Here is a 20,730-nt window from a genome sequence, read left to right on the forward strand (position 1 = left end):
GGCTCAGGGGTGCTGGGCTCCGGGCTCGTAGGCTCCGGGCTGCTGCTGCTGCGCGTCGGCGACGGCGCGGGGGTGGCCCAGTCCGAGTCGGAGGAATCTGAGGAATCTGAGGAGCTCGGCGAGGAGCCCAGCAGGCTGCCCAGCACGTCATCCAGACCGATGGTCAGTGAGCCCTGAGCCGAGGGGGTGGTCGCTGCTGCCGACAACCCGGTGGCACCATGCGAGGCGGGAACGCCTGCGGTGACAGCCAGTACCACCCCGAGAGCGGCTGCTGCAGTGCCGCGCCGGAGCCCCCCATGGCGCCTGGTCTTCGTTGTTGACACGTTGGACCTGAAAATAACCATGGTCATCGAGCCTAGCCGGAATCCACCACGAGGAAAAACCAGCCAAAAACCAGGGAATACCGGCGAGTAACCCATGATGCCGGAGGGTTTCAGGGGGCATCTGGGACCGTTGTGATTTTTGTGACTGAGGGGGTGTCAGGGCAGCAGAGCGCGGACCTGCCGCGGGGTGTCGGCGACAATAGCAGCCAGGCCGTTGCCGGACAACCAGCCGCCCACGAGGGCGAGTGAGCCGTCCGCGGCGCAGACGCTCCGAACCGCCGCGACGCGTTGCCTGTGGCCGAGGGAGGCGAAGGGCAGTGCACCTGCCCAGCGGACCACGTCCCATCCCGCCACGGCGTCGGCAGTGACCGGGACCCCGAGCAGCGCCGAGGCATCGGCCAGGGCGGCGCCGAACAGTTCATCGTCCGGGCGCCGCGCGGCCCCGGCTCCCCCGGCGTCGGACTCCCGGGTGTTGCCCGGGGCGACGCCCCGGCCGTAGGAGAGCCGCAACACATGCCTGCCGGGTCCGGTCCGGTCCGCCAGCCAAGCCCACTTGGCGGTGGCGTGGGTCAGCGCCTTGGCCTGCACGCCCGGGCTTTGCGGCGCCACGAGCACGCCTGTGCCGCGTGGCGCCCGGTCGAGGGCCGGGAGGTCCACCACGAGGGTGACCAAGCTGACATCGGGCCCGGCCTCGGGGCGGAGGGGAGCAAGGTCCGGCAGGGATTCTTCGAGCAGCCCGACGGCGGCAGGGCCTTCGACCGCAACCACCAGCAGGCCGGCGTCGTACGTGGCCTGGTCCGTGGTGATCCGCCAGCCGCCGGCTGTGCGCCGCACGGACCGGGCCGGGGTCCCGCTGAGCAGGGTGACCCCGCGCTGTCGCAGATCGGCCAGCAGGGCGGCCACGAGGGTGTGCATCCCGCCGCGCAGGCCGGCGACGGCGGAGCCGGCTTTTTGAAGCCCGGCAGGCTGGTTCGTGGCCGGCGCGCCGGTGCCGGCTGCCGAGGCCCGCACGCCTGTGCCGGCGGCTCCCCGGCGCTGGGCCGCGACGGCGGCGGCGAGGGAACCGTGCCGGCGGAGGCCGGCCCGCAGCCCGGGGGCCACCATGTCGACGTCGAGCACTGAGGGATCGGCCGAGTGGACGCCGCCGACCACCGGCGCAACGAGCCGGTCCAGCACCCGCCTGCCCATCCGCCGGCGGACCAGCACGGACACGCTCGTGGCTTCGTCGGCAGTGCCCAGCGAGGCCGGGAGCACCGCGTCCAGGGAAGCGCGGAGGGAGCCAAGCAGGCCCAGGGAACGGCGGACTTCCGGGTCCCAGGGATTGGCCGGGATGCCGAGCACGCCGGTCTTGGGCAGTTCCCGCGGGCCGTCGGGGAGCTGGACCCAGGCGCCGCCGGGGTTCGGCGCAACGATCTCGCCGGCAATCCCGAGTTCGGCGGCGAGATCGGCTACCGCAGCGGTGCGGGTGGCGAATGACTCCGCCCCGCTGTCCAAGGTCAGTCCGGCCACTGCATGGCTGCCCACACAGCCGCCCCAGGCGTCGCCGGCCTCCAGCACGGTGGTGCGGACACCGGCCAGGGCGAACTCCCGGGCGGCAAGCAGCCCTGATATCCCGCCGCCAACCACCAGGGCAGTCGCCCCGAGGGAGCCAGCCGCCGCGGCGGTGCCTTCCGCGGACGTTCGGCCGGCGCCTGCGTCCATGCCCTTTACTCCGGGGAGATGGAGTGGATGAGCTCGACGACGCGCGTCAGCACAGTGGGATCCGTCTCCGGGGGCACACCGTGGCCCAGGTTCAGGACGTGGCCGGGCGCCGCGGAGCCGGCAGCAATCACGTCGCGGACGTGCGCTTCCAGGACTTCCCACGGTGCGGAGAGGAGCGCCGGGTCGATGTTGCCCTGCAGCGGAACGGTCCCGCCCAGGCGGCGGTTGGCCTCGTCCAGCGGCAGCCGGTAGTCAACGCCCACGACGTCGACGCCGACGTCGCGCATGGCGACGAGCAGTTCCGAGGTGCCGGTGCCGAAGTGGATGAGCGGTGCGCCGAGGTGGCGGACATGGTCCAGGGCCCGGGCCGACGCCGGAGCAACAAAGCGCTTGTAGTCGGCCAGCCCCAGCGAACCGGCCCAGGAGTCGAAGAGCTGCGCGGCGGACGCGCCGGCTTCCAGCTGCGCCCGGAGGAACATGCCGGAGGCGTCGGCCGCCCAGTTGGCCAGCGCCGTCCACGTTTCCGGGTCGGCATGCATCATGGTGCGCGGCCCGAGGTGGTCGCGCGACGGCTTGCCTTCCACCATGTACGCCGCGAGCGTGAACGGCGCACCGGCGAAACCGATCAGCGGCGTGCTGCCGAGCTCGGCCACGGTGAGCCGGACGGCTTCGCGGATGGGTTCCAGGGCCTCCCAGGTCAGCTGCGGCAGGGCTGCGACGTCCGCGGCGGTGCGGACCGGCTTGTCCAGGACGGGCCCGACGCCGGGCACGATGTCCACACCGACACCGGCCAGCTTGAGCGGGATGACAATGTCCGAGAAGAAGATGGCGGCGTCGACGTCGTGGCGCCGGACCGGCTGCAGCGTGATCTCGGACGCCAGTTCCGGGCGCAGACACGAGTCCAGCATCGCGACACCCTCGCGGACCTTCAAGTATTCGGGGAGCGAGCGGCCCGCCTGCCGCATGAACCAGACGGGACGGCGGGAGGGCGTGCCCCCGCGGTAGGCGGTGATCAGCGGCGAGCCTGCGGTGCGCCCATCCATCAGCGGGTGTCCGGCAGGGAGGCGGCCGGCGGCCTCATCCGCGGCATGGCCGGCTGCGCCGTCGTCGGACGTACTGAAATTTGTCGTGCCGGCACGTGCCGCAGCGCTTGGAGTCATGACTTCGATTGTGCCCAAATTTGCGGCCAAAAGATAACGACAGCCTGTCACGCGCCGAGCCGCGCGCGGCGGCGTGGCGCGAATCACAGACCAGGGTGCGCAGTCCCACGCCAAGATAGTTGTTCTACACGGGTGCGAAAAAGCTATGATGGTCGGGCTGTGGTTCTTTTCTCATTGGTGGCTACACACGCCGACATCGACCTCGAAACCGTTGCTCAGTTGAGCACCGGTGCTTCCGGGCTTGCCACATCCGCCCTCGCCGGATCGCCGGCCGTGGCGGGTGCCGTTGTCCTTGCCACCTGCAACCGCTTCGAAATCTACGGCGAGGCCCCCCACGCGGACGCCGTCGACGCGGCCCGGGCAGCCCTCATCACCCAGATCAGCGGAACCAGCGGACTCGACGATCAGCTCGTCTCCCGCGCCTTCAGCACCCGCACCGGCGCCGAGGTAAGCCGGCATCTCTTCGCGGTCAGCTCCGGCCTGGACTCCGCCGTCGTGGGCGAACGCGAAATTGCCGGCCAGGTCCGCCGTGCCCTGATCACCGCCCAGCACGAAGGCACCGCAAGCTCCGGCCTGGTCCGCCTGTTCCAGGCCGCCTCTAAAACTGCCAAAGACGTCGGCGCCCAGACGGCGCTGGGGTCGCGCGGCCTCTCGATCGTCTCCGTGGCGCTGGATCTCGCCACGGACCTATCGGAAAACCCGGACTGGTCCGCCAAGAAGGCGGTCGTCTTCGGCACCGGCGCCTACGCCGGAGCCACCATGTCGCTGCTGCGCGAACGCGGCTGCACCGATGTCAGCGTCTATTCCTCCTCGGGCCGCGCCCCCGGTTTCGTCGCCACCCGCGGCGGCACCGCCCTCGATGAGGACACGCTTCCGGAGGCTGTCGCCGCGGCCGATGTCATGATCGGCTGCAGCGGATCCGACAGCCGGGTCGAAGCCGCCGACCTCGCGCGGATCCGGGCGAACGCCCCCCAGCCGCTCATCGCCATCGACCTCGCCCTGACCCATGACTTCGACCCGGCCGTGGGGGACCTCGACGGCGTCGAACTCCTTACGCTCGAGTCCGTCCGGCTCGCCGCACCCCAAGAACAGGCCGAGTCGCTGGCGCAGGCCAGCAGCATTGTGTCCGGCGCGGCCGGCGCCTTCGAGCAGGAGCGCGAGGCCCGCTCCGTTGACTCGGCGATCGTTGCCCTGCGCCGCCACACGATGAACGTCCTGGACGCCGAAATGGAAAAGGTCCGGGCCCGGCACGGCTGCACTGCCGCCGCCGAGGAAGTCGAATTCGCGCTCCGCCGCATGGTGAAGCAATTGCTCCACGTCCCCACCGTCCGGGCGCGCGAACTGGCCGCCAACGGGCAGCAGGACGCCTACGTGGCCGGCCTGGAGGCGCTGTACGGCATCACGGTTGAGCCCGCCCCCGGCGCTGCGGGATCCGGTTCTGCAGTTTCCGCTGCGGCGGAGTGCCCGGTGGAGCACAACGCTCCGGAGCACACCGCCACGAACAGCGGCCCCGCCGCCGGCGACATCCGCGAAACCGCATAGCCGACCTCGGCACACAGCCGGCCCCAGCGCATAGCTGCCTGCGGCGCTCCCGCCCGCACGGGGCCGCCGGGCCTGCCGCCTACGCGGCGAAAGCGTTGATCCCCGTCAGGTCGGCCGACAACTGCCACAGCCGCGCGGCAGCCTCCCGGTCCACCGCGTGGGCATCCACGCCCCTGATCCTCGCTTCGGGCGAACCCGGCACGGTGGGTTCAGCAATGTCGCAATCCTCGCAATAGACGCCGCCCATGCCCTTGAGCGCCGGGGCCGTGGCGGCCCAGACCGACGTCGCCGCACCCTGCGCCGGCGTCTTGAACCGCGAGTCGACGTTGCCGTTCTCGTCCATCCAGCCCGCGGCGATCATTTCCTCCCGCGGCAGGTGCCGCTGCAGTTCGGTCATGATGCCCCCGGGGTGGACGGCGAAGGCGCGCACCCCGGAGTCGCGGCCCAAGGCGTCGAGCTGGACCGCGAAGAGCGCGTTGGCCGTCTTGGCCTGGCCGTACGCCCGCCACTTGTCGTAGCCGGCGTCGAAGTTGATGTCATCGAAGCGGATCCCGGAGAGTTTGTGTCCGGTGGAGGACAGCGACACCACGCGGGCTCCCTCCGCGGCTGCCAGCGCCGGCCACAGCAGGTTGGTGAGGGCAAAGTGGCCCAGGTGGTTCGTGGCAAACTGCGCTTCCCAGCCCGGGCCCACTCGTTGCTCCGGGCTCGCCATGATTGCGGCGTTGTTGATGAGGATGTCAAGGGTGCGCGGCGAGCCGGGCGCTGCGCCGGCCAGGAAGCCGGCGGCGAACTCCTTTACGCTGGCCAGGTCCGCGAGGTCCAGCCCGGCCACGCTCACGTCGCCGCCGGGGGTTCCCGGCGCCATCCCTGCCGCGGCGAGGACGTCGCGGGCGTGCTCCGGCCGCCGGGCGGGAACCACTACCGCGGCACCGGCCGACGCCAGTGCCCGGACGGTCTCCAAGCCCAGCCCCGAGTAGCCTCCCGTAACGATCGCGGTTTTGCCATTCAGGTCGATGCCGGCAATGACCTCCGCCGCCGTCGAGTCCCGGCCGAAGCCGGAACCGATCTTTCGCTGGGGCGTCAGGGTGTTTTCCTCGCTCATGACCAAGCCTTTCGCTGGGGCGCATTCGATGGATAGTGCTCTTCGGGTGCAGCGGTGTGAACGGCCAGATGGCCTCAGTACTCGGCCTCAGTACACGGGTTTGCCGGGTTCCACGTCCCGCACCCAGGCCAGGATGCCGCCCTCAAGGTGGCTGACACGCTCGTAGCCGGCGGCGCGGGCCGCGGACAGGACGGCGGCCGATCGTGTTCCGGCCTTGCAGTGGAAGACGATTTCGGCGTCTTGGGGCAGTTCCTGCCATGCCTCGCCGGCCAGGATGCGGCCCTGCGGGATCAGCACCGACCCGTCAATGCGGACAATCTCGTATTCCCCGCTCTCGCGCACGTCCACCAGATGGAAGTCCTTGAGACCGGCTTTGCGGGAGGCCAGCATGGTGGCGAGCTGGGTCGCGGTCACGGTGTGCTCGGTGCCGGCATCCGGAGTCGGGGCTATTCCGCAGAACGCCTCATAATCGGTGAGTTCCGTGATGCGGGCGGCGGCTGGGTCGCGGGCCACCTTGATCTCCCGCCACGTCCCGCCCAGCGCGTCATAGAGCGCCAGCCGGCCCAGCAGTGACCTGCCGACGCCGGTGATCAGCTTCACGGCCTCGGTCACCATCAGCGCCCCGACGGCGGCGCACAGCATGCCGAAGACGCCGCCTTCCCCGCAAGACGGCACGGACCCGGCCGGAGGCGCTTCCGGATACAGGTCCCGGTAGGTGGGCCCGTACTGTTCCCAGAAGACGCTGACCTGGCCGTCGAAGCGGAAGATCGACCCCCAGACGTAGGGCTTGCCAAGGATGGCGGCGACATCGTTGACGAGGTAGCGGGTGGCGAAGTTGTCGGCTCCGTCAAGAATGAGGTCGTAGCCGGCGAAGAGCTCCAGGGCGTTGGAGGCGTCGAGGCGGACGTTGTGGAGCCGGACGTCCACAAGGGGGTTCAGTGCCGCAATGGCATCGCGCGCGGACTCGATCTTGGGCCTGCCCACGTCTGCGACACCGTGGATGACCTGCCGCTGGAGATTACTCAGGTCCACGTCGTCGTCGTCGACGATGCCGAGGGTCCCGACCCCGGCGGCGGCGAGATAGAGCAGGGCCGGAGAACCAAGACCACCGGCCCCGATCACCAGGACTTTCGCGTTCTTGAGCCGACGCTGGCCGATCGCGCCGATCTCCGGAATGATCAGGTGGCGCGAGTAGCGTTCCACCTCATCCGGGCTGAGGTCCGCTGCCGGATCAACCAGCGGTCCGGGCCGCGGATCAAGCTGCGCCTGGGGGGTTGCGGGGGCACCGGTGGCGGTGAACTTGGAAGCCATACTTCAATCTATGCCCGAAGATACCGCAAGGTCATATTACCCGCGCGTAAAGTGTGGTTGAGTGCAAAGTAGTGGAGTACAAATGCAGTTGAGTCGCGTTGCGCGCAAACGGGTGAACGCAATGGGGTGAATAGGGAAAGAAGGCCGACAGTGGTTCATCAGGCACCGGTGGAGCGGGACGGGAACGGCAAGCCGCCGGCCGGACAGGCGCGCAGCGGCCAGCGTTCGGCACGCCTCCCCCGCGACGAGCGCCGGGCGCAGCTGCTGGCGGCAGCGCAGGAAGTCTTCGTGGCGAACGGCTACCACGGTGCCGCGATGGACGAGATCGCCGAGACCGCCCATGTCAGCAAGCCGGTCCTGTACCAGCACTTCCCGTCCAAGCGGGACCTCTACCTGGCCCTGCTGGACAGCCACCTCAGCAAGCTGATCGACCTTCTCCTGGGCGCCCTGGATTCCACGAGCGATAACGACGAACGCGTCCAGGCGGTCATGCGTGCCTACTTCCGGTTCATCGCCAACGACGACCAGGCGCACCGTCTTGTCTTCGAATCCGACTTGATCAACGACCCCGACGTCAGTGCGCGCCTGGAAGCGTTCAACAAGACCTTTGCCGACGCCGTCGCCCGCGTCATCGCCGAGGACACCAAACTGCCGGAGCTGGAGTCCCAGCTGCTGGGCCGCGGTCTCGCCGGACTGGCCCAGGTGAGCGCCCGGTATTGGCTGGAAACGGACGGAAACCTGGATCTCGATGTGGCCAGCGATCTCATCTACCGTTTAGCTTGGCGCGGAATCTCCCGCTTCCCCAAGGAAACCTAGACTACAAATAGAGATTGACCTTGGACTTTTTTTGGACCTTGATTGGCTGGGAGGCCCCGCTGTGGAAGTAAAAATTGGTATTCAGAACATCGGCCGCGAAATCGTGCTCGAATCGACCCAGGACGCTGACGCCGTCGCCAAGCTGGTGGGCGAGGCGATCGCCAAGGGCGGCGAACTGCGGCTGAAGGACGACAAGGGCCGTCTGGTGATTGTCCCCGCGAACGTCCTGGGCTACGTGGAAATCGGGGCAGAAGAAGCCCGCCGCGTCGGATTCGGCGCCCTCTAGCTTTTTCGTTCACTGCTGTCTTTCACTTCGTGAGGGGTCCCGAATGCTTTCCCTGATTGTGGTCGCCATGGTGACCGTCGCCGCGGGCTTCGTGGTGTGGGCCAACGACAAGCGACACACGAAATACGGCATTAGTGTCCCGGCGGCGGCTGCGGCCTCGGTCGGCATGCTGAGCTGGATTATCTTCATGGCGGCCGGGTTCGGCTACCAGCCGGGCCTGACCTGGATCCCGTGGATCCTGCCGATGATTCTGGGCACGGCAGCCTCCGTTGCCGCTGTGTTGTACCTCGGCAAGACCCGCTCCCGGCAGGACACCGACCGGCTGACCACCATCCTGAAGCTCTAGCGGGCCCTGCCCGCAGCCGGCAGGAAAAGACCCAGGGGTCGGGACAGTGGCCGCCCGGGCACCGTCAGTGTGAGTTCAACCGTGACCATGCACCCACCAGGGTGCGTGGTCACTGTTGTTTGAGGCGGTGGGGCCCGGCGTTGCGACGTTGACGGCTTGGACCGCGATCCCGAGCCATGGGATGAAGTCTCAAGATCGGCATTCTGACGCTGCGGACGCGAGCCAGGCGTTGACGGCGTCGCGTGCGGCGGTGGGCTGCTCGTGGAACAGGAGGTGGCCAGCACCCTCGACGACGGTGAACTGGGCCGTGGGCATTGCCGCTGCTATTTCTTCGGCAGCGTCGAGGGGAATGAGGCGGTCCTGGGCCCCGTGGATGATCGCTGTGGGGCAAGCGATAGACGGCAGCATCCCGCGGAGATCGGCCCGCTGCACCACGGCCTGCTGCTGGCGAAGAAATGCCTCCGCGCCGACTGGGGTGGTCATGGAGCGCCAGGTGGCCAGGAGTGCACCGTCGGATTCGTTGCCTGCTGCGACGACGCCGGGGAAGGCGGCGTCGACCAGAGCATGGAAATGCCCGTCTTCGACGAGCGCGGACTGGCGCGCCCGCGCTTGGATCTGCTCCGCGGTGTCGGCTCGAGCGGACGTGCTGACAAGTGCGAGAGCGGTGACACGACCGGGTGCTTGCCGGACGACTTCCAGGGCGACGTACCCTCCCATGCTTGTTCCGAGAACAGCGATGTCGCCGGCATTCTCGCGGAGGATCCGTTCGGCCATGGCCGCGATGGTGTCGTCGTGGCGGGTGTCGGCCAAAGTGACCTGCCCGCGCGACCAGACGGCATCGAGCACCGGGGCGTACGCGAGCGGAGAGCAGAGCAGAGGCGGTATCAGGACAATCTTCACGTTCTCAGTCTTGCTGCGCCCACCGACATTTACCTAACGACGCAGGCGTTATGGCTCACGTGAGTCATTTCGCCCAACGGGAGCAGAGCAACCGCGTTTTAGAGGAACTCGGCCCGGCCTTCCATCGTCGATGACGCCAGCGCGTGTTCGCGCCGCGGGATCCTGCCGGCCGCTCTCGCCAGCCTGCCGGCAATGACGGCGTGTTTGAAGGCTTCGCCCATGAGCGCGGGGTTCTGGGCCCTGGTCACGGCCGTGGCGAGCAGCACCGCGTCGCAGCCCAGCTCCATGGCCAGGGCCGCGTCCGAGGCCGTGCCGATCCCGGCGTCCAGGACCACGGGCACGGAAGCCCGCGAGACGATCAACTCGATGTTGTGCGGGTTCAGGATGCCCAGGCCGGTGCCGATCGGGGCGCCCAGCGGCATCACGGCGGTAGCGCCAAGGTTTTCCAGCCGGAGGGCCAGCACGGGGTCGTCGTTGGTGTAGGCGAAAACCTTGAAGCCGCGGGCCACGAGCTGCTCGGTGGCGTCCACCAGCTCCACCGCGTCCGGCAGCAGGGTGTGCTCGTCGGCAATGACCTCAAGCTTGACCCAGTCCGTTTCCAAGGCCTCCCGGGCCAGCTCGGCGGTGAGGATAGCGTCCTTGGCGGTGAAGCAGCCGGCGGTGTTGGGCAGCACCCGGATGCTGTGGTCCACCAGCAGCTGGAACAGCGAGCCGGCCTCCGCCGGCGAATAGCGGCGCATCGCCACCGTGGTCAGTTCCGTCCCGGAGGCCAGGAGCGCCGCGCCCAGCCCGTCCAGGCTCGGCGCCCCGCCCGTGCCCATGATGAGGCGGGATCCGAGCGTCACGCCGTCGACGACGAAAGGATCGGCGAGCGCCCGGCCGGCCGGCACGGACTGCCCCGCCGGTGTTCCTGCAAAGGTCATTTCGTTCATGCGGGTCATCCTCCCTGGACTGCCGTGACAAGTTCGACGTCGTCGCCGTCGGCGAGCGCGGTGGCGTGCCACTGGCTGCGCGGCACCACCTCGGCGTTGCGGGCCACAGCGACGCCGAGCTTGCGCCCGTCGGCAGCCCGGCCATCGGGGCCGATGCTCCGGCCGGTGAGCTGGCTGACGAGGGTGCTGACGGAGGCGCCGTCGGCGACGCTCCGCTCCGTTCCGTTCAGTCTGATATTCATGCTGCTTCCTTGTTGGGGCTGTCCCCGGACGCATCCGGGTGGCGGGAAAATCGGTCGGGGCGGAATCCGGCCCAGCGCGGATCCGGAACCCCGTCCATGAGCTGGCGGCAGATGGCGGCGGCGGCAGGGGTCAGCAGGACGCCATGCCGGAAGAAACCGGTGGCGATGATCAGTCCCGGGACCTCCCCGCCGGCGCGCAGAACCCGTCCCAGCAACGGGGCGTTGTCCGGCGTGCCCGGGCGCGCCCGGGCCGTGGCTTCCAGCAGTTCGAGTTCGGCTACCGCGGGCACCAGCTGCTGGGCGTCCCGCAGCAGCTGATAGACCCCGCCGGCAGAAACGGCGCGGGGGTCCGAGGGGCCATCCTCGCGCTGGGTGGCGCCGATCACCACGGTGCCGTCCTGGCGGGGGACGATATACACGGGCACCCCGCGCACCATGCCCCGCACGGTGGCCGTGAGCAGGGGCTGCAGGTGCGCGGGCACCCGGAGCCGGAGGATGTCGCCGTAGACCGGCCGCAGCGGCAGGGACAAGCCGGCAGGCAGATCGGTGAGCCCGGCGGCGCCGAGCCCGTTGGCCACCACGGTTTCCGCGGCGAGCACGGAACCGCCGCCGGCAAGCCGGGCCCCCGCAACGCGTCCGCCTTCCCAGAGCAGCCCCGCCGCGCGGCGCCGGACCAAGCTGCCGCGGCCGGCGGCGCCGAGCAACTCCGAGATCCGGGCGATCAGCAGGCGGGGGTCCACCTGGTGGTCGGCCGGGATGTCGAAGGCGCACGAAATGCCGGGGCTCAGCAGGGGCTCCCGGCCTCGCGCCTCGCGCACAGTCAGGGGTTCCACGGTGAGGCCGCACGCCTGCTGGACTTCCCGGAGATCCGCGAGGGCGCGCCGGTCCGCCGCGTCGGCTCCGACGGCGAGCGTCGGCGTCGTCAAATAGCCGGTCCCGGACGCGGTGTTGGGTGCCGTGCCGGTGGCACCGGCGTCGATCCCGGCCGCGAACCCGGGCCACAGCCGGGACGACTCGAGCATCAGTTCCAGCAGCTGCTCTTCCTGGTAGTGCAGTTCGCTGACGGGGGCCAGCATGCCTGCCGCGGCCCAGCTGGCCCCGCTGCCGGGCGCGTCATCGATCACGACCACCGACCGGCCGGCGCGGCTGGCCTCGAAGGCGATGCCGTGGCCGATCACGCCGCCGCCGATCACCGCAACGTCGGCCGTGATCTCGTCGGCTGGGATTTCCGCTGCCGGGATCTCCCCTGCTGGGATGTCCGCATGAGCGGTGCGCCGTGCCGGCTTCCCCTCAGCGGCACCGGGCCCGGCGTCACAAACCCGGGAAGCGGCGTCATCTGTGCCTTCGGCTGCATGGCTTGCTCGTGTGCCCATGAACAATTCCTTCCCTACGCCGGTACTAACCGGATCAGGTCAAGCGGTCGGCTCTGACGCCCTCTCAGCCGGGCAGCGTTGGCATGGCCGCTGCGGGCTCCCGCGGTATGCGCCCAGTTTAGAGGAACTAGGCTTCTCTCATGAGCCAGGATTCCCTCCACACCACTGCCCGCCTCTACTTGTGCACCGATGCCCGCCGGGACCGCGGCGACTTCGCGGACTTCGTGGACGCCGCGTTCACCGGCGGGGTGGACATCATCCAGCTGCGCGACAAATCGCTCGAAGCAAGCGAGGAACTCGAACTCCTGGAGGTCCTGCACGCCGCAGCGCAGCGCCACGGCCGGCTGTGGGCCGTCAATGACCGGGCGGACATCGGCTCCCTGTCGGGGGCGCCGGTGTTCCATGTCGGGCAGAAGGACATTTCCCTTGACGCCGCCCGCGGTTTCCTCGGCAAGGACACCGTGATCGGCCTGTCCACCCACAGCCCCGAACAGGTGGACGCCGCCATCGCTTCCTCGCCCGGGCGCAAGGGACTCGACTACTTCTGCGTGGGACCCGTGTGGGCGACTCCCACGAAACCGGGACGGGCCGCCGTCGGCCTCGACCTGGTGCGTTACGCCGCCGAGGCGACCGGCCGGGCCGGGAGCCCGTTGCCGTGGTTCGCGATCGGCGGCATCGACCTCGGCAATGTGGAGGAAGTCGTCGACGCCGGCGCCCGGCGGATCGTTGTGGTCCGGGCCATCACCGACGCCGATGATCCGGCCCACGCCGCCGGCGCACTGCTGGCGGCACTGGACGCCGCTGATTCCTGACCACGCTTCGCGGCAAGGCTAGCCGGCGAGACCCAGCCCGGCCATCCGGCGCGAATGGTTCGCCGCGAGCTCGACTGTCAGGGAGTCGACCAGCTCCTTGGCGCCGGCGTCGTCCAGGCCCGACAGGCCGCCAAGGAGCGGGTACTCCAGGCTCACCCGCTGGGCCAGGGTCAGGGCCTCGCCCAGCAGGCGCCTGGCCCACAGCGCCAGGCGCGACGCCAGCCGCGGGTCATCTGCCAGGGCCGCCTTGAGCCGCTCCTGCAGCACGGCCGTGGCTTCCTCGGCGGACTGGATCTGCCCGATCAGCTCCCGGGTCCCGGCGTCGACATACCGGGCGACCGCGCGGTAGTAGTCCGCGTAAAGTGTGTCGATCACGTAGGCCTTCATGAGCGACTCGTACCAGTCCGCCGGGCGGGTGCGCTCGTGGAAGTGGTCCACGGAAGGCTGAAACCGCAGCATAGCGACCTCGGCATCCACGCCCATGCCCTCGAGCCTGGCCCGGACGAGCTCGTAGTGCTGAAACTCGACAACCGCGATCCTGCCCAGCACCGCACGGTCATGCAGCGTCGGCGAATACCGGGCATCCGAGGACAACCGTTCGAAGGCCGAAAGCTCGCCGTAGGCCATGACTCCGAGCAGATCCGTCAGGAAGCTGTTGTAGCGGGCAGGATCGCCCGGGATTGCGCTCATATTCCAAGACTAATCGGGGAAATCGGACTACCCTGATTTTCGTGTCACATCATCGCCTTACCCCGAACGTCCATGAGCAGCAGAACCAGTTGGCCGAGGCTCTCAAGGCGTTGCGCACCACGCTTGAACTGCCCGGACCGTTCCCTGAAATCGTGCTCCGCGACGCGGAGGCAGCGGTGGCCGAGCACAAGCTTCCGGACCTGGACTTCACGCATGTCGAGTTCGTGACCATCGATCCGGCGTCGTCCACCGACCTCGACCAGGCCTTGTCCATCGAACGCAGCGGCGACGGCTACAAGGTCTTCTACGCCATTGCCGACGTCCCGTCGTTTGTCGCCCCGGGCGGGGCGCTCGACGCCGAGACCCGGCGCCGCGGCCAAACTTTTTACACGCCGGACGGGCGGATCCCGCTGCATCCGGAGGTCATCAGCGAAGCCGCCGGCAGCCTGCTCGCCGGGCAGTTGTGCGCGGCGTTCGTTTGGGAGTTTGAGCTCGACGCCGCCGCCGAGGTGACCTCAGTACTCGTGCGCCGGGCGCAGGTCCGCAGCCGTGCGAAGCTCAGCTACAAGGGCGTCCAGGCCGAGCTCGATGCCGGCGCCGCGGCGCCGGTGCTCCAGCTCTTGAAGGAAGTGGGCATCAAACGGGTCGAGCTGGAGCGCAGGCGCGGCGGCGCGAGCCTGAATATGCCCGAACAGGAGATCCAGCAGCTGCCCGACGGCGGCTACCGGATTGTCGCGGCCCCGCCCCTGCCGGTGGAGGACTGGAACGCCCAGATTTCACTCATGACCGGGATGGCGGCCGCCGAGCTGATGCTCCAGGGCAAGGTCGGCATCCTGCGCACCATGCCCGCCCCGGACGAGGCGTCGCTGCGGCACTTCCACCGCCAGACGCACGCCCTCGGCAAGCCCTGGGACGGGCAAATGCGCTACGGCGAATACCTCCGGACGCTCGACACCACGGACCCGCGGCAGCTGGCCATTGTGCATTCGGCGGGCATGCTGTTCCGGGGCGCAGGCTACACGCCGTTCGACGGCACCGTGCCGCAGGCCGCCGTGCAGTCCGCCATCGGGGCCGCCTACGCTCACTCGACGGCGCCGCTGCGGCGGCTGGTCGACCGCTTCGTGCTGGTGATCTGCGAGGCCCTGAGCAACGGGACCGAAGTTCCGGCCTGGGCCAGGGCGGCGCTGCCCTCCCTCCCGGCGATCATGGCAACCTCGGACCAGTTGGCCGCAAAACTGGAGCGGCTGGCGCTGGACACCGTGGAGGCGGCGCTGCTGGTCAACCACGTCGGCCAGGAGTTCGACGCCGTGGTCATCTCCGGCTCCAAGCCGGCGAAGGGCGCGAACGGCAACACAACCGTCAACGGCAACGGCAACGGGAACGGCGGCAAAACCAACGGCAACGGGAACGGCCCGTCCGGAATCGTCCAGATCGCCGAGCCAGCCGTGACCGCACGGTGCCCCGGCGAGCTGGAACCGGGAACGCAGGTCCGGGTCCGGGTGGTGTCCTCGGACATCGCCACGCGCGAAATCCGGCTGGAGCTCGTGCTCTGAGGGTCGGCCGCGGGGCACGCCCCGCGGCGCGGTCGCGGCCGCAGTCGAGGATCCGGGCCATGGCCAGCTAGACTGGAGGAGTAGAAATGGATGCCCGGTCGTTGATTTCCATGATTTTCGAATTCAACAAGCCCGCCCCTACGCGATCTTGAGATACACCCGTTGGTCCCAGTGCCAGCATTTAGATAGCCCGCGATCGGCTTCCACTGGAATTGCTTGCGCCTCTGAGCGTGCTCCGGAACGGCCACTGCGGCCGGCCCCGTTGAGCAAGCAGCGCAGCCCAAAATGAATAAGGAAACTCCCCTGTGAGTGAATTGCATACGCACCAGCTTCTGACCGATGAGTCCGGCACGGAGACCATCGAGCCCGAAGAGACCATCATCTCGGACGAAAAGCCGCACGAGATCGCCGAGCAGACCTTTGCCGACTTCAATGTCCGCGCCGACATCGTGGAGTCCCTGGCGGACGCCGGCATCACCCACCCGTTCCCGATCCAGGCCATGACGTTGCCGGTGGCCCTGGCCGGTCACGACATCATCGGCCAGGCCAAGACCGGTACGGGCAAAACCCTCGGCTTCGGGATCCCGGCGCTGCAGCGCGTCGTCGGCCGTGACGACGCCGGCTTCGACAAACTGGCAGTGCCCGGGGCCCCGCAGGCCTTGGTGATCGTGCCGACGCGCGAACTCGCCGTCCAGGTGGCCAAGGACCTTGAGAACGCCGCGAAGAAGCGCAACGCCCGCATCGCCACGATTTACGGGGGCCGCGCCTACGAACCGCAGGTCGAGGCGCTGAAGAACGGCGTCGAGATCGTCGTCGGCACCCCCGGCCGCCTGATCGACCTCTTCAAGCAGAAGCACCTGAGCCTGAAGAACGTCAAGATCGTCATCCTCGACGAGGCCGACGAGATGCTGGACCTCGGCTTCCTGCCGGACGTGGAGACCCTGATCGCCGGTACCCCGGCGGTGCGCCAGACGCTCCTGTTCTCTGCCACCATGCCCGGCCCGGTCATCGCCATGGCTCGCCGCTACATGACCCAGCCGACCCACATCCGCGCCGCGGACCCGGACGACGAGGGCCTGACCAAGCGCGACATCCGCCAGCTGATCTACCGTGCCCACAGCATGGACAAGGTGGAGGTAGTCGCCCGCATCCTGCAGGCCCGCGGACGCGGCCGCACCATCATTTTCACCAAGACCAAACGCACCGCCGCGAAGGTGGCCGAGGAACTGGTGGACCGCGGTTTCGCCGCCGCCGCCATCCACGGCGACCTCGGCCAGGGCGCCCGCGAGCAGGCGCTGCGCGCCTTCCGCAACAACAAGGTGGACGTCCTCGTGGCCACCGACGTCGCCGCCCGCGGCATCGACGTCGACGACGTCACGCACGTGATCAACTACCAGTGCGTCGAGGACGAGAAGATCTACCTGCACCGCGTCGGCCGAACGGGCCGCGCAGGCAACAAGGGCACCGCCGTGACCTTCGTTGACTGGGATGACATGCCGCGCTGGGGGCTCATCAACAAGGCTCTGGGCCTGAGCTACCCCGAGCCCGTGGAGACCTACTCCTCATCGCCGCACCTGTTCGAGGAACTCGATATTCCCGAAGGCACCAAGGGCCGGCTCCCCCGGGACAAGCGCGTACTGGCCGGCGTCGATGCAGAGGTCCTCGAAGACCTCGGCGAGACTGGCAAGAAGAACACGCGCACCAGCGCAAAGGGCAGCTCAAAGGACGGCGGCCGCGATGCTGGCCGTGCGCCCCGCGACGGCGGACGCTCCGGCGGCCGGGATTCCCGCGAGGGTGGCCGTGAGGGCCGCCGCAGCGGCGGTGCCGGCGCCAGTGCGGGCGAAAGCGGTGGACGCCCGGCTACGCGCCGCCGTCGTCCGGCCGATACAGACGCCGCCGCTGCCCCGGTTGAGACTCAGGCCCCGGCGTCGGCGCGGGCGGCTTCGGCCAGTGCCCCGACCGACGTGGACCGGGCGACGCGTGCCCGCCGGCGCACCCGCACCCGCCGTCACAACGGCGAAGTAGTGGCCGGCGGCGACGCACAGTCGCGCGGCGCCGAGGCCTAATCCCCTCCATGACTGACACCGTCTGGGCGCCGGACGGCAGCAACCTGGTGGTTCACGCGGACAACGCGGAATACCTCCCCACGCTGCCGGACGGCGCCTTCACACTGATCTATGTGGACCCGCCTTTCAACACCGGCCGGGTCCAGCGGCGCCAGGAAACCAAGATGGTGCTCAACGCCGGCGGCGAGGGTGACCGCGTCGGGTTCAAGGGCCGGTCCTATGACACCATCAAGGGCGCGCTGCACAAGTACGACGACGCGTTCAGCGACTACTGGTCCTTCCTCGAGCCGCGGCTTGTGGAAGCCTGGCGGCTCCTGTCCGACGACGGCACCCTGTACCTGCACCTGGACTACCGCGAGGTGCACTACGCCAAGGTCATGCTGGACGCGATCTTCGGCCGGGAATGCTTCCTGAACGAGATCATCTGGGCCTACGACTATGGCGCGCGGGCTAAGTACCGCTGGCCCACCAAGCACGACAACATCCTTGTCTACGTCAAGAACCCGGCGAAATACCACTTCGACAGCGCCGAGGTGGACCGTGAGCCGTACATGGCGCCCGGCCTGGTCACCCCGGCCAAGCGCGAGCTCGGCAAGCTTCCCACGGACGTCTGGTGGCACACGATCGTCTCGCCCACCGGCAAGGAAAAGACCGGCTATCCGACGCAGAAGCCCGAGGGCCTCATCCGGCGGGTAGTGGCGGCCTCGAGCCGTCCCGGCGACTGGTGCCTGGACTTCTTCGCCGGGTCCGGCACGCTGGGCGCCGTGGCCGCGAAACTCGACCGCCGGTTCGTGTGCGTGGACCAGAACCAGGCCGCCGTCGACGTCATGACCAAACGCCTGGCCGTGCAAGCGCAGTTCACGGCCTTCCCGCCCGCCTGACCCCTCGTCCCGCCCGCCCAAGCGCCCGTTAGCGCACCACGGACGACCCGGTGCCCATCTCCTCGATCCGGGCCAGGACTTCCGGTGAGGTCAGGTTTTCGCCCAGCAGATTCGGTTTGCCGGTGCCGTGATAGTCGGAGGAGCCGGTGACCAGCAGGCCGTATTGGTCGGCGAGGCGGCGGAGAAACGCCCGGCCGTCCTCGGGGTTGTCGCGATGGTAGATTTCCAGGCCGGCCAGCCCGGCGTCGATCATTTCGCGGTAGGTCCGCTCCCCCACAATCCGCCCGCGGGACGATGCAACGGGGTGAGCAAAAACCGGGACGCCGCCAGCCGCACGGACCAGTTCGACGGCGAGCGCCGGCTCGGGCGCGTAGTGCTGGACCCAATAGCGCGAGCGTGAGGTCAGGATGGAGCCGAAGGCCTCGGCCCGGTCCTCCACGACACCGGCGGCAACGAGCGCGTCGGCGATGTGCGGGCGGCCCAGGGTGGCGCCCGGCGCGACATGGTGGATTACGTCGTCCCAGGTCAGGGGGTAGTCCTCGGACAGCAGGGTGACCATTTTTTGCGCCCTCGTGTGCCGTGCGTCCTTGGACTTCGTGATTTCCTCCAGCAGCCCCTGATGGGCAGGGTCGTGGAGGTAGCTCAGGAGGTGGACGCTGATGCCTTCGGCGGTGCGGCAGGAGATCTCCATGCCCGGGACCAGGGCCACCCCGGATTTCCGGGCAGCGGCGGAGGCTTCGGCCCACCCGTCAGTGGAGTCGTGGTCAGTCAGGGCCACGACGTCGAGCCCGGCCCCGGCGGCGGACTCCATGACGTCAGCCGGCGCCTGGGTGCCGTCCGAAACGTTCGAGTGGGCATGCAGGTCAATCCTCACCTCACCAGCCTAGTAGATGGCCAGATCAAAGCCGCGGTCCCGCAGAAGCCGGTGTCCCGCGCCGGGCGCGCGCCGTTGGCCTAAGCCTCCGCCCTGGTGAGACTATGGGACGGTGAACGATGCAGATAACACCCAAGTCTCCGCTTCCCAGCCCCTCGAAGAGCGCGTCAACAACCGCTCGCAGCGGCCCAGCTCCGACGCTTTCAAGGCTTTTATGGCCGGCAACTGGGCGCCGGCCACACAGCACGTCCCTGAGCGCGACGCTGTCGCGGGCCACGCCGCCGCCCGGCGCCGCGCTATCTCAGGCCAGTTCAAAGGTGAACGCCTGGTCATCCCCGCGGGCCCGCTAAAGGTCCGCTCGAACGACTGCGACTACCGCTTCCGGCCGCACTCGGCGTTCGCGCACCTCACCGGCCTCGGTGTGGACCACGAACCTGACGCGGTACTGATCCTGGAACCGGTGGCGGAGGGTACGGGCGATGACGGCGGTAACCACCACGCCACGCTTTACTTCCGCCCCCTGGCCGGCCGCGATACCGAGCAGTTCTACGCCGACTCCCGCTCCGGCGAATTCTGGATCGGCGCCCGCCCGAGCCTGGCCGAGTTCAAGGCCAAGCTCGGACTGGACACGTCGGACATTAGCGAACTCGAACTCGCCATCACCAAGAACGTCGGCGCGCCGGAGATCGGCGGCATCTCCATCCGGCTGGTGCGCAAGGTTGACGAAAACATTGACGCCCTCGTCGACACCGCCCGGTACAACACTGCCAAGGACCCCGAGAACCTTGACCTGAGTGTCCTCGATGCCCTGGACGAGAAGCTCACCGAGGCCCTCTCTGAGCTGCGCCTCCTCAAGGACGAGTGGGAAATCGAGCAGATGAAGATCGCCGTTGCCGCCACCGTGGCCGGCTTCACGGAGGTCGTCAAGGCCATCCCGCGCGCGCTGACCCACCACCGCGGCGAGCGAGTGGTGGAAGGAGCGTTCTTCGCCCGCGCCCGCGAGGAAGGCAACGAGCTCGGCTACGACACCATTGCCGCCTCGGGCAACAACGCCACCGTGCTGCACTGGACCCGGAACACCGGCAAGGTCAACGCCGGTGAACTGCTGCTCCTGGACGCGGGCGTCGAAGCCGACTCCCTGTACACGGCCGACGTGACCCGTACCCTGCCGGCCAACGGCAAATTCTCCGAGATCCAGCGCAAGGTCTACGAGGCTGTCCTCGACGCCGCCGACGCCGGTTTTGCCGCCGCCCAGCCGGGCACCAAATTCCGCGACATCCACACCGCCGCCACCACCGTGCTGGCGGAACGGCTCGCCGAATGGGGCCTCCTGCCCGTCTCCGTGGCGGAAGCGGTCAGCCCCGAAGGCCAGCAGCACCGCCGCTGGATGCCGCACGGCACCAGCCACCACCTCGGCCTGGACGTCCATGACTGCGCCCAGGCCAAGCGGGAGCTCTACCTCGATGGCGTGCTCACGCCCGGAATGGTGTTCACCATCGAGCCCGGCCTGTACTTCAAGAACGAGGACATCGGCATTCCCGAGGAATACCGCGGCATCGGCGTCCGCATCGAGGACGACATCCTCATGACCGCCGACGGCCCGGTCAACCTGAGCGCTGCCCTGCCGCGCAAGGCGGACGACGTCGAGTCCTGGATGGCGGGCATCTACCTGGAAGCCGACGGCCAGACGGCGTAGCACCTCACCCGACGCCGACCACCGCTGCAGCCCCCGCACGGCGGGGGCTGCGGCCCGGCAGCACGGCAAGAGCACAAAAGCGAGGGTCCCGGATGTCCGGGACCCTCGCTTTTCTGCTGCGTCA

At 68.9% G+C, this 20,730-nt stretch carries 20 protein-coding genes and 1 riboswitch; of the genes, 10 read left to right on the top strand and 10 right to left on the bottom strand.

Annotation, left to right across the window (positions count from 1 at the left end; genetic code table 11):
• The first annotated feature begins 9 nt into the window (after nucleotides 1-9).
• Entirely contained in the window at nucleotides 10-177 is a 168-nt protein-coding gene (locus tag AB4Y72_RS11835) for a hypothetical protein (protein WP_441426349.1), read from the top strand.
• A gap of 302 nt (nucleotides 178-479) precedes the next feature.
• Here the strand turns inward: AB4Y72_RS11835 and AB4Y72_RS11840 are convergent, their stop codons facing one another.
• Nucleotides 480-2,024: a protoporphyrinogen/coproporphyrinogen oxidase gene (locus AB4Y72_RS11840; RefSeq protein WP_441426350.1), complete on the bottom strand. Its 1,545-nt coding sequence runs from the start codon at nucleotides 2,022-2,024 to the stop codon at nucleotides 480-482.
• A gap of 5 nt (nucleotides 2,025-2,029) precedes the next feature.
• Nucleotides 2,030-3,184, bottom strand: a complete 1,155-nt coding sequence (gene hemE, locus AB4Y72_RS11845) for a uroporphyrinogen decarboxylase (protein WP_441426351.1) — start codon at nucleotides 3,182-3,184, stop codon at nucleotides 2,030-2,032.
• 159 nt (nucleotides 3,185-3,343) lie between these two features.
• Between hemE and AB4Y72_RS11850 the strand changes: the two genes are divergently transcribed.
• Nucleotides 3,344-4,726, top strand: a complete 1,383-nt coding sequence (locus AB4Y72_RS11850) for a glutamyl-tRNA reductase (RefSeq protein ID WP_441426352.1) — start codon at nucleotides 3,344-3,346, stop codon at nucleotides 4,724-4,726.
• Between the two features lie 79 nt (nucleotides 4,727-4,805).
• Here the strand turns inward: AB4Y72_RS11850 and AB4Y72_RS11855 are convergent, their stop codons facing one another.
• Complete coding sequence (locus AB4Y72_RS11855; RefSeq protein ID WP_441426353.1) at nucleotides 4,806-5,828, bottom strand: SDR family NAD(P)-dependent oxidoreductase; 1,023 nt, start codon at nucleotides 5,826-5,828, stop codon at nucleotides 4,806-4,808.
• 87 nt (nucleotides 5,829-5,915) lie between these two features.
• Entirely contained in the window at nucleotides 5,916-7,139 is a 1,224-nt protein-coding gene (gene moeB / locus AB4Y72_RS11860; protein WP_441426354.1) for a molybdopterin-synthase adenylyltransferase MoeB, read from the bottom strand.
• A 168-nt stretch (nucleotides 7,140-7,307) separates the two neighbouring features.
• Here moeB and AB4Y72_RS11865 point away from each other — a divergent pair, with 168 nt between their 5' ends.
• From AB4Y72_RS11865 to AB4Y72_RS11875, 3 genes are all read left to right on the top strand, one after another.
• The gene (locus AB4Y72_RS11865; protein ID WP_441426415.1) at nucleotides 7,308-7,955 is read left to right on the top strand and encodes a TetR/AcrR family transcriptional regulator; all 648 of its coding nucleotides are present in this window, start codon (nucleotides 7,308-7,310) and stop codon (nucleotides 7,953-7,955) included.
• A 61-nt stretch (nucleotides 7,956-8,016) separates the two neighbouring features.
• On the top strand, nucleotides 8,017-8,241 hold the full coding sequence (locus AB4Y72_RS11870) for a DUF3107 domain-containing protein (protein WP_441426355.1): 225 nt from the start codon (nucleotides 8,017-8,019) through the stop codon (nucleotides 8,239-8,241).
• A 43-nt stretch (nucleotides 8,242-8,284) separates the two neighbouring features.
• The gene (locus AB4Y72_RS11875) at nucleotides 8,285-8,587 is read left to right on the top strand and encodes a hypothetical protein (protein WP_441426356.1); all 303 of its coding nucleotides are present in this window, start codon (nucleotides 8,285-8,287) and stop codon (nucleotides 8,585-8,587) included.
• Nucleotides 8,588-8,776: 189 nt separating this feature from the next.
• Here AB4Y72_RS11875 and AB4Y72_RS11880 read toward each other — a convergent pair whose 3' ends face one another.
• The 4 genes from AB4Y72_RS11880 to thiO form a co-directional block, all read right to left on the bottom strand.
• The gene (locus AB4Y72_RS11880; protein ID WP_441426357.1) at nucleotides 8,777-9,487 is read right to left on the bottom strand and encodes an alpha/beta fold hydrolase; all 711 of its coding nucleotides are present in this window, start codon (nucleotides 9,485-9,487) and stop codon (nucleotides 8,777-8,779) included.
• 98 nt (nucleotides 9,488-9,585) lie between these two features.
• Nucleotides 9,586-10,410 carry a thiazole synthase gene (locus tag AB4Y72_RS11885; protein WP_441426416.1) on the bottom strand — a complete coding sequence of 275 codons (825 nt, stop codon included), beginning with the start codon at nucleotides 10,408-10,410 and terminating at the stop codon, nucleotides 9,586-9,588.
• Nucleotides 10,411-10,424: 14 nt separating this feature from the next.
• Entirely contained in the window at nucleotides 10,425-10,661 is a 237-nt protein-coding gene (gene thiS / locus AB4Y72_RS11890) for a sulfur carrier protein ThiS (RefSeq protein ID WP_441426358.1), read from the bottom strand.
• On the bottom strand, nucleotides 10,658-12,034 hold the full coding sequence (thiO, locus tag AB4Y72_RS11895) for a glycine oxidase ThiO (protein WP_441426359.1): 1,377 nt from the start codon (nucleotides 12,032-12,034) through the stop codon (nucleotides 10,658-10,660). The genes thiS and thiO overlap by 4 nt, the downstream gene beginning before the upstream one ends.
• Nucleotides 12,028-12,148, bottom strand: a riboswitch (TPP riboswitch). (Overlaps the previous gene by 7 nt.)
• A gap of 26 nt (nucleotides 12,149-12,174) precedes the next feature.
• Here thiO and thiE point away from each other — a divergent pair.
• The gene (gene thiE, locus AB4Y72_RS11900; protein ID WP_441426360.1) at nucleotides 12,175-12,846 is read left to right on the top strand and encodes a thiamine phosphate synthase; all 672 of its coding nucleotides are present in this window, start codon (nucleotides 12,175-12,177) and stop codon (nucleotides 12,844-12,846) included.
• 18 nt (nucleotides 12,847-12,864) lie between these two features.
• Here the strand turns inward: thiE and AB4Y72_RS11905 are convergent, their stop codons facing one another.
• Nucleotides 12,865-13,536 carry a ferritin-like fold-containing protein gene (locus AB4Y72_RS11905; protein ID WP_441426361.1) on the bottom strand — a complete coding sequence of 224 codons (672 nt, stop codon included), beginning with the start codon at nucleotides 13,534-13,536 and terminating at the stop codon, nucleotides 12,865-12,867.
• Between the two features lie 41 nt (nucleotides 13,537-13,577).
• On the opposite strand from AB4Y72_RS11905, the gene AB4Y72_RS11910 reads away from it, so the two are divergent.
• The 3 genes from AB4Y72_RS11910 (at nucleotide 13,578) to AB4Y72_RS11920 (ending at nucleotide 18,036) form a co-directional block, all read left to right on the top strand.
• Nucleotides 13,578-15,089: an RNB domain-containing ribonuclease gene (locus AB4Y72_RS11910; protein ID WP_441426362.1), complete on the top strand. Its 1,512-nt coding sequence runs from the start codon at nucleotides 13,578-13,580 to the stop codon at nucleotides 15,087-15,089.
• Nucleotides 15,090-15,394: 305 nt separating this feature from the next.
• Nucleotides 15,395-17,155: a DEAD/DEAH box helicase gene (locus AB4Y72_RS11915; protein WP_441426363.1), complete on the top strand. Its 1,761-nt coding sequence runs from the start codon at nucleotides 15,395-15,397 to the stop codon at nucleotides 17,153-17,155.
• 8 nt (nucleotides 17,156-17,163) lie between these two features.
• Nucleotides 17,164-18,036, top strand: a complete 873-nt coding sequence (locus AB4Y72_RS11920) for a DNA-methyltransferase (protein ID WP_441426364.1) — start codon at nucleotides 17,164-17,166, stop codon at nucleotides 18,034-18,036.
• A gap of 28 nt (nucleotides 18,037-18,064) precedes the next feature.
• On the opposite strand, the gene AB4Y72_RS11925 is transcribed toward AB4Y72_RS11920, so the two are convergent.
• Nucleotides 18,065-18,910 carry a PHP domain-containing protein gene (locus AB4Y72_RS11925; RefSeq protein WP_441426365.1) on the bottom strand — a complete coding sequence of 282 codons (846 nt, stop codon included), beginning with the start codon at nucleotides 18,908-18,910 and terminating at the stop codon, nucleotides 18,065-18,067.
• A gap of 112 nt (nucleotides 18,911-19,022) precedes the next feature.
• On the opposite strand from AB4Y72_RS11925, the gene AB4Y72_RS11930 reads away from it, so the two are divergent.
• Nucleotides 19,023-20,606, top strand: coding sequence for an aminopeptidase P family protein (locus AB4Y72_RS11930; RefSeq protein WP_441426366.1), 1,584 nt, complete (start codon nucleotides 19,023-19,025; stop codon nucleotides 20,604-20,606).
• The last annotated feature ends 124 nt before the right edge of the window (nucleotides 20,607-20,730 follow it).

The sequence above is a fragment of the Arthrobacter sp. YAF34 genome (assembly GCF_052113245.1).
GTDB lineage: Bacteria > Actinomycetota > Actinomycetes > Actinomycetales > Micrococcaceae > Arthrobacter.

Excerpts from the sequence above, each read along its gene's own strand:
- thiE (WP_441426360.1), top strand. The coding sequence starts at position 12,175 with ATGAGCCAGGATTCCCTCCACACCACTGCCCGCCTCTACTTGTGCACC.
- AB4Y72_RS11855 (WP_441426353.1), bottom strand. The coding sequence starts at position 5,828 with ATGAGCGAGGAAAACACCCTGACGCCCCAGCGAAAGATCGGTTCCGGC.
- hemE (WP_441426351.1), bottom strand. The coding sequence starts at position 3,184 with ATGACTCCAAGCGCTGCGGCACGTGCCGGCACGACAAATTTCAGTACG.
- AB4Y72_RS11920 (WP_441426364.1), top strand. The coding sequence starts at position 17,164 with ATGACTGACACCGTCTGGGCGCCGGACGGCAGCAACCTGGTGGTTCAC.
- thiO (WP_441426359.1), bottom strand. The coding sequence starts at position 12,034 with ATGGGCACACGAGCAAGCCATGCAGCCGAAGGCACAGATGACGCCGCT.
- AB4Y72_RS11840 (WP_441426350.1), bottom strand. The coding sequence starts at position 2,024 with ATGGACGCAGGCGCCGGCCGAACGTCCGCGGAAGGCACCGCCGCGGCG.
- thiS (WP_441426358.1), bottom strand. The coding sequence starts at position 10,661 with ATGAATATCAGACTGAACGGAACGGAGCGGAGCGTCGCCGACGGCGCC.
- moeB (WP_441426354.1), bottom strand. The coding sequence starts at position 7,139 with ATGGCTTCCAAGTTCACCGCCACCGGTGCCCCCGCAACCCCCCAGGCG.
- AB4Y72_RS11905 (WP_441426361.1), bottom strand. The coding sequence starts at position 13,536 with ATGAGCGCAATCCCGGGCGATCCTGCCCGCTACAACAGCTTCCTGACG.
- AB4Y72_RS11885 (WP_441426416.1), bottom strand. The coding sequence starts at position 10,410 with ATGACCTTTGCAGGAACACCGGCGGGGCAGTCCGTGCCGGCCGGCCGG.
- AB4Y72_RS11875 (WP_441426356.1), top strand. The coding sequence starts at position 8,285 with ATGCTTTCCCTGATTGTGGTCGCCATGGTGACCGTCGCCGCGGGCTTC.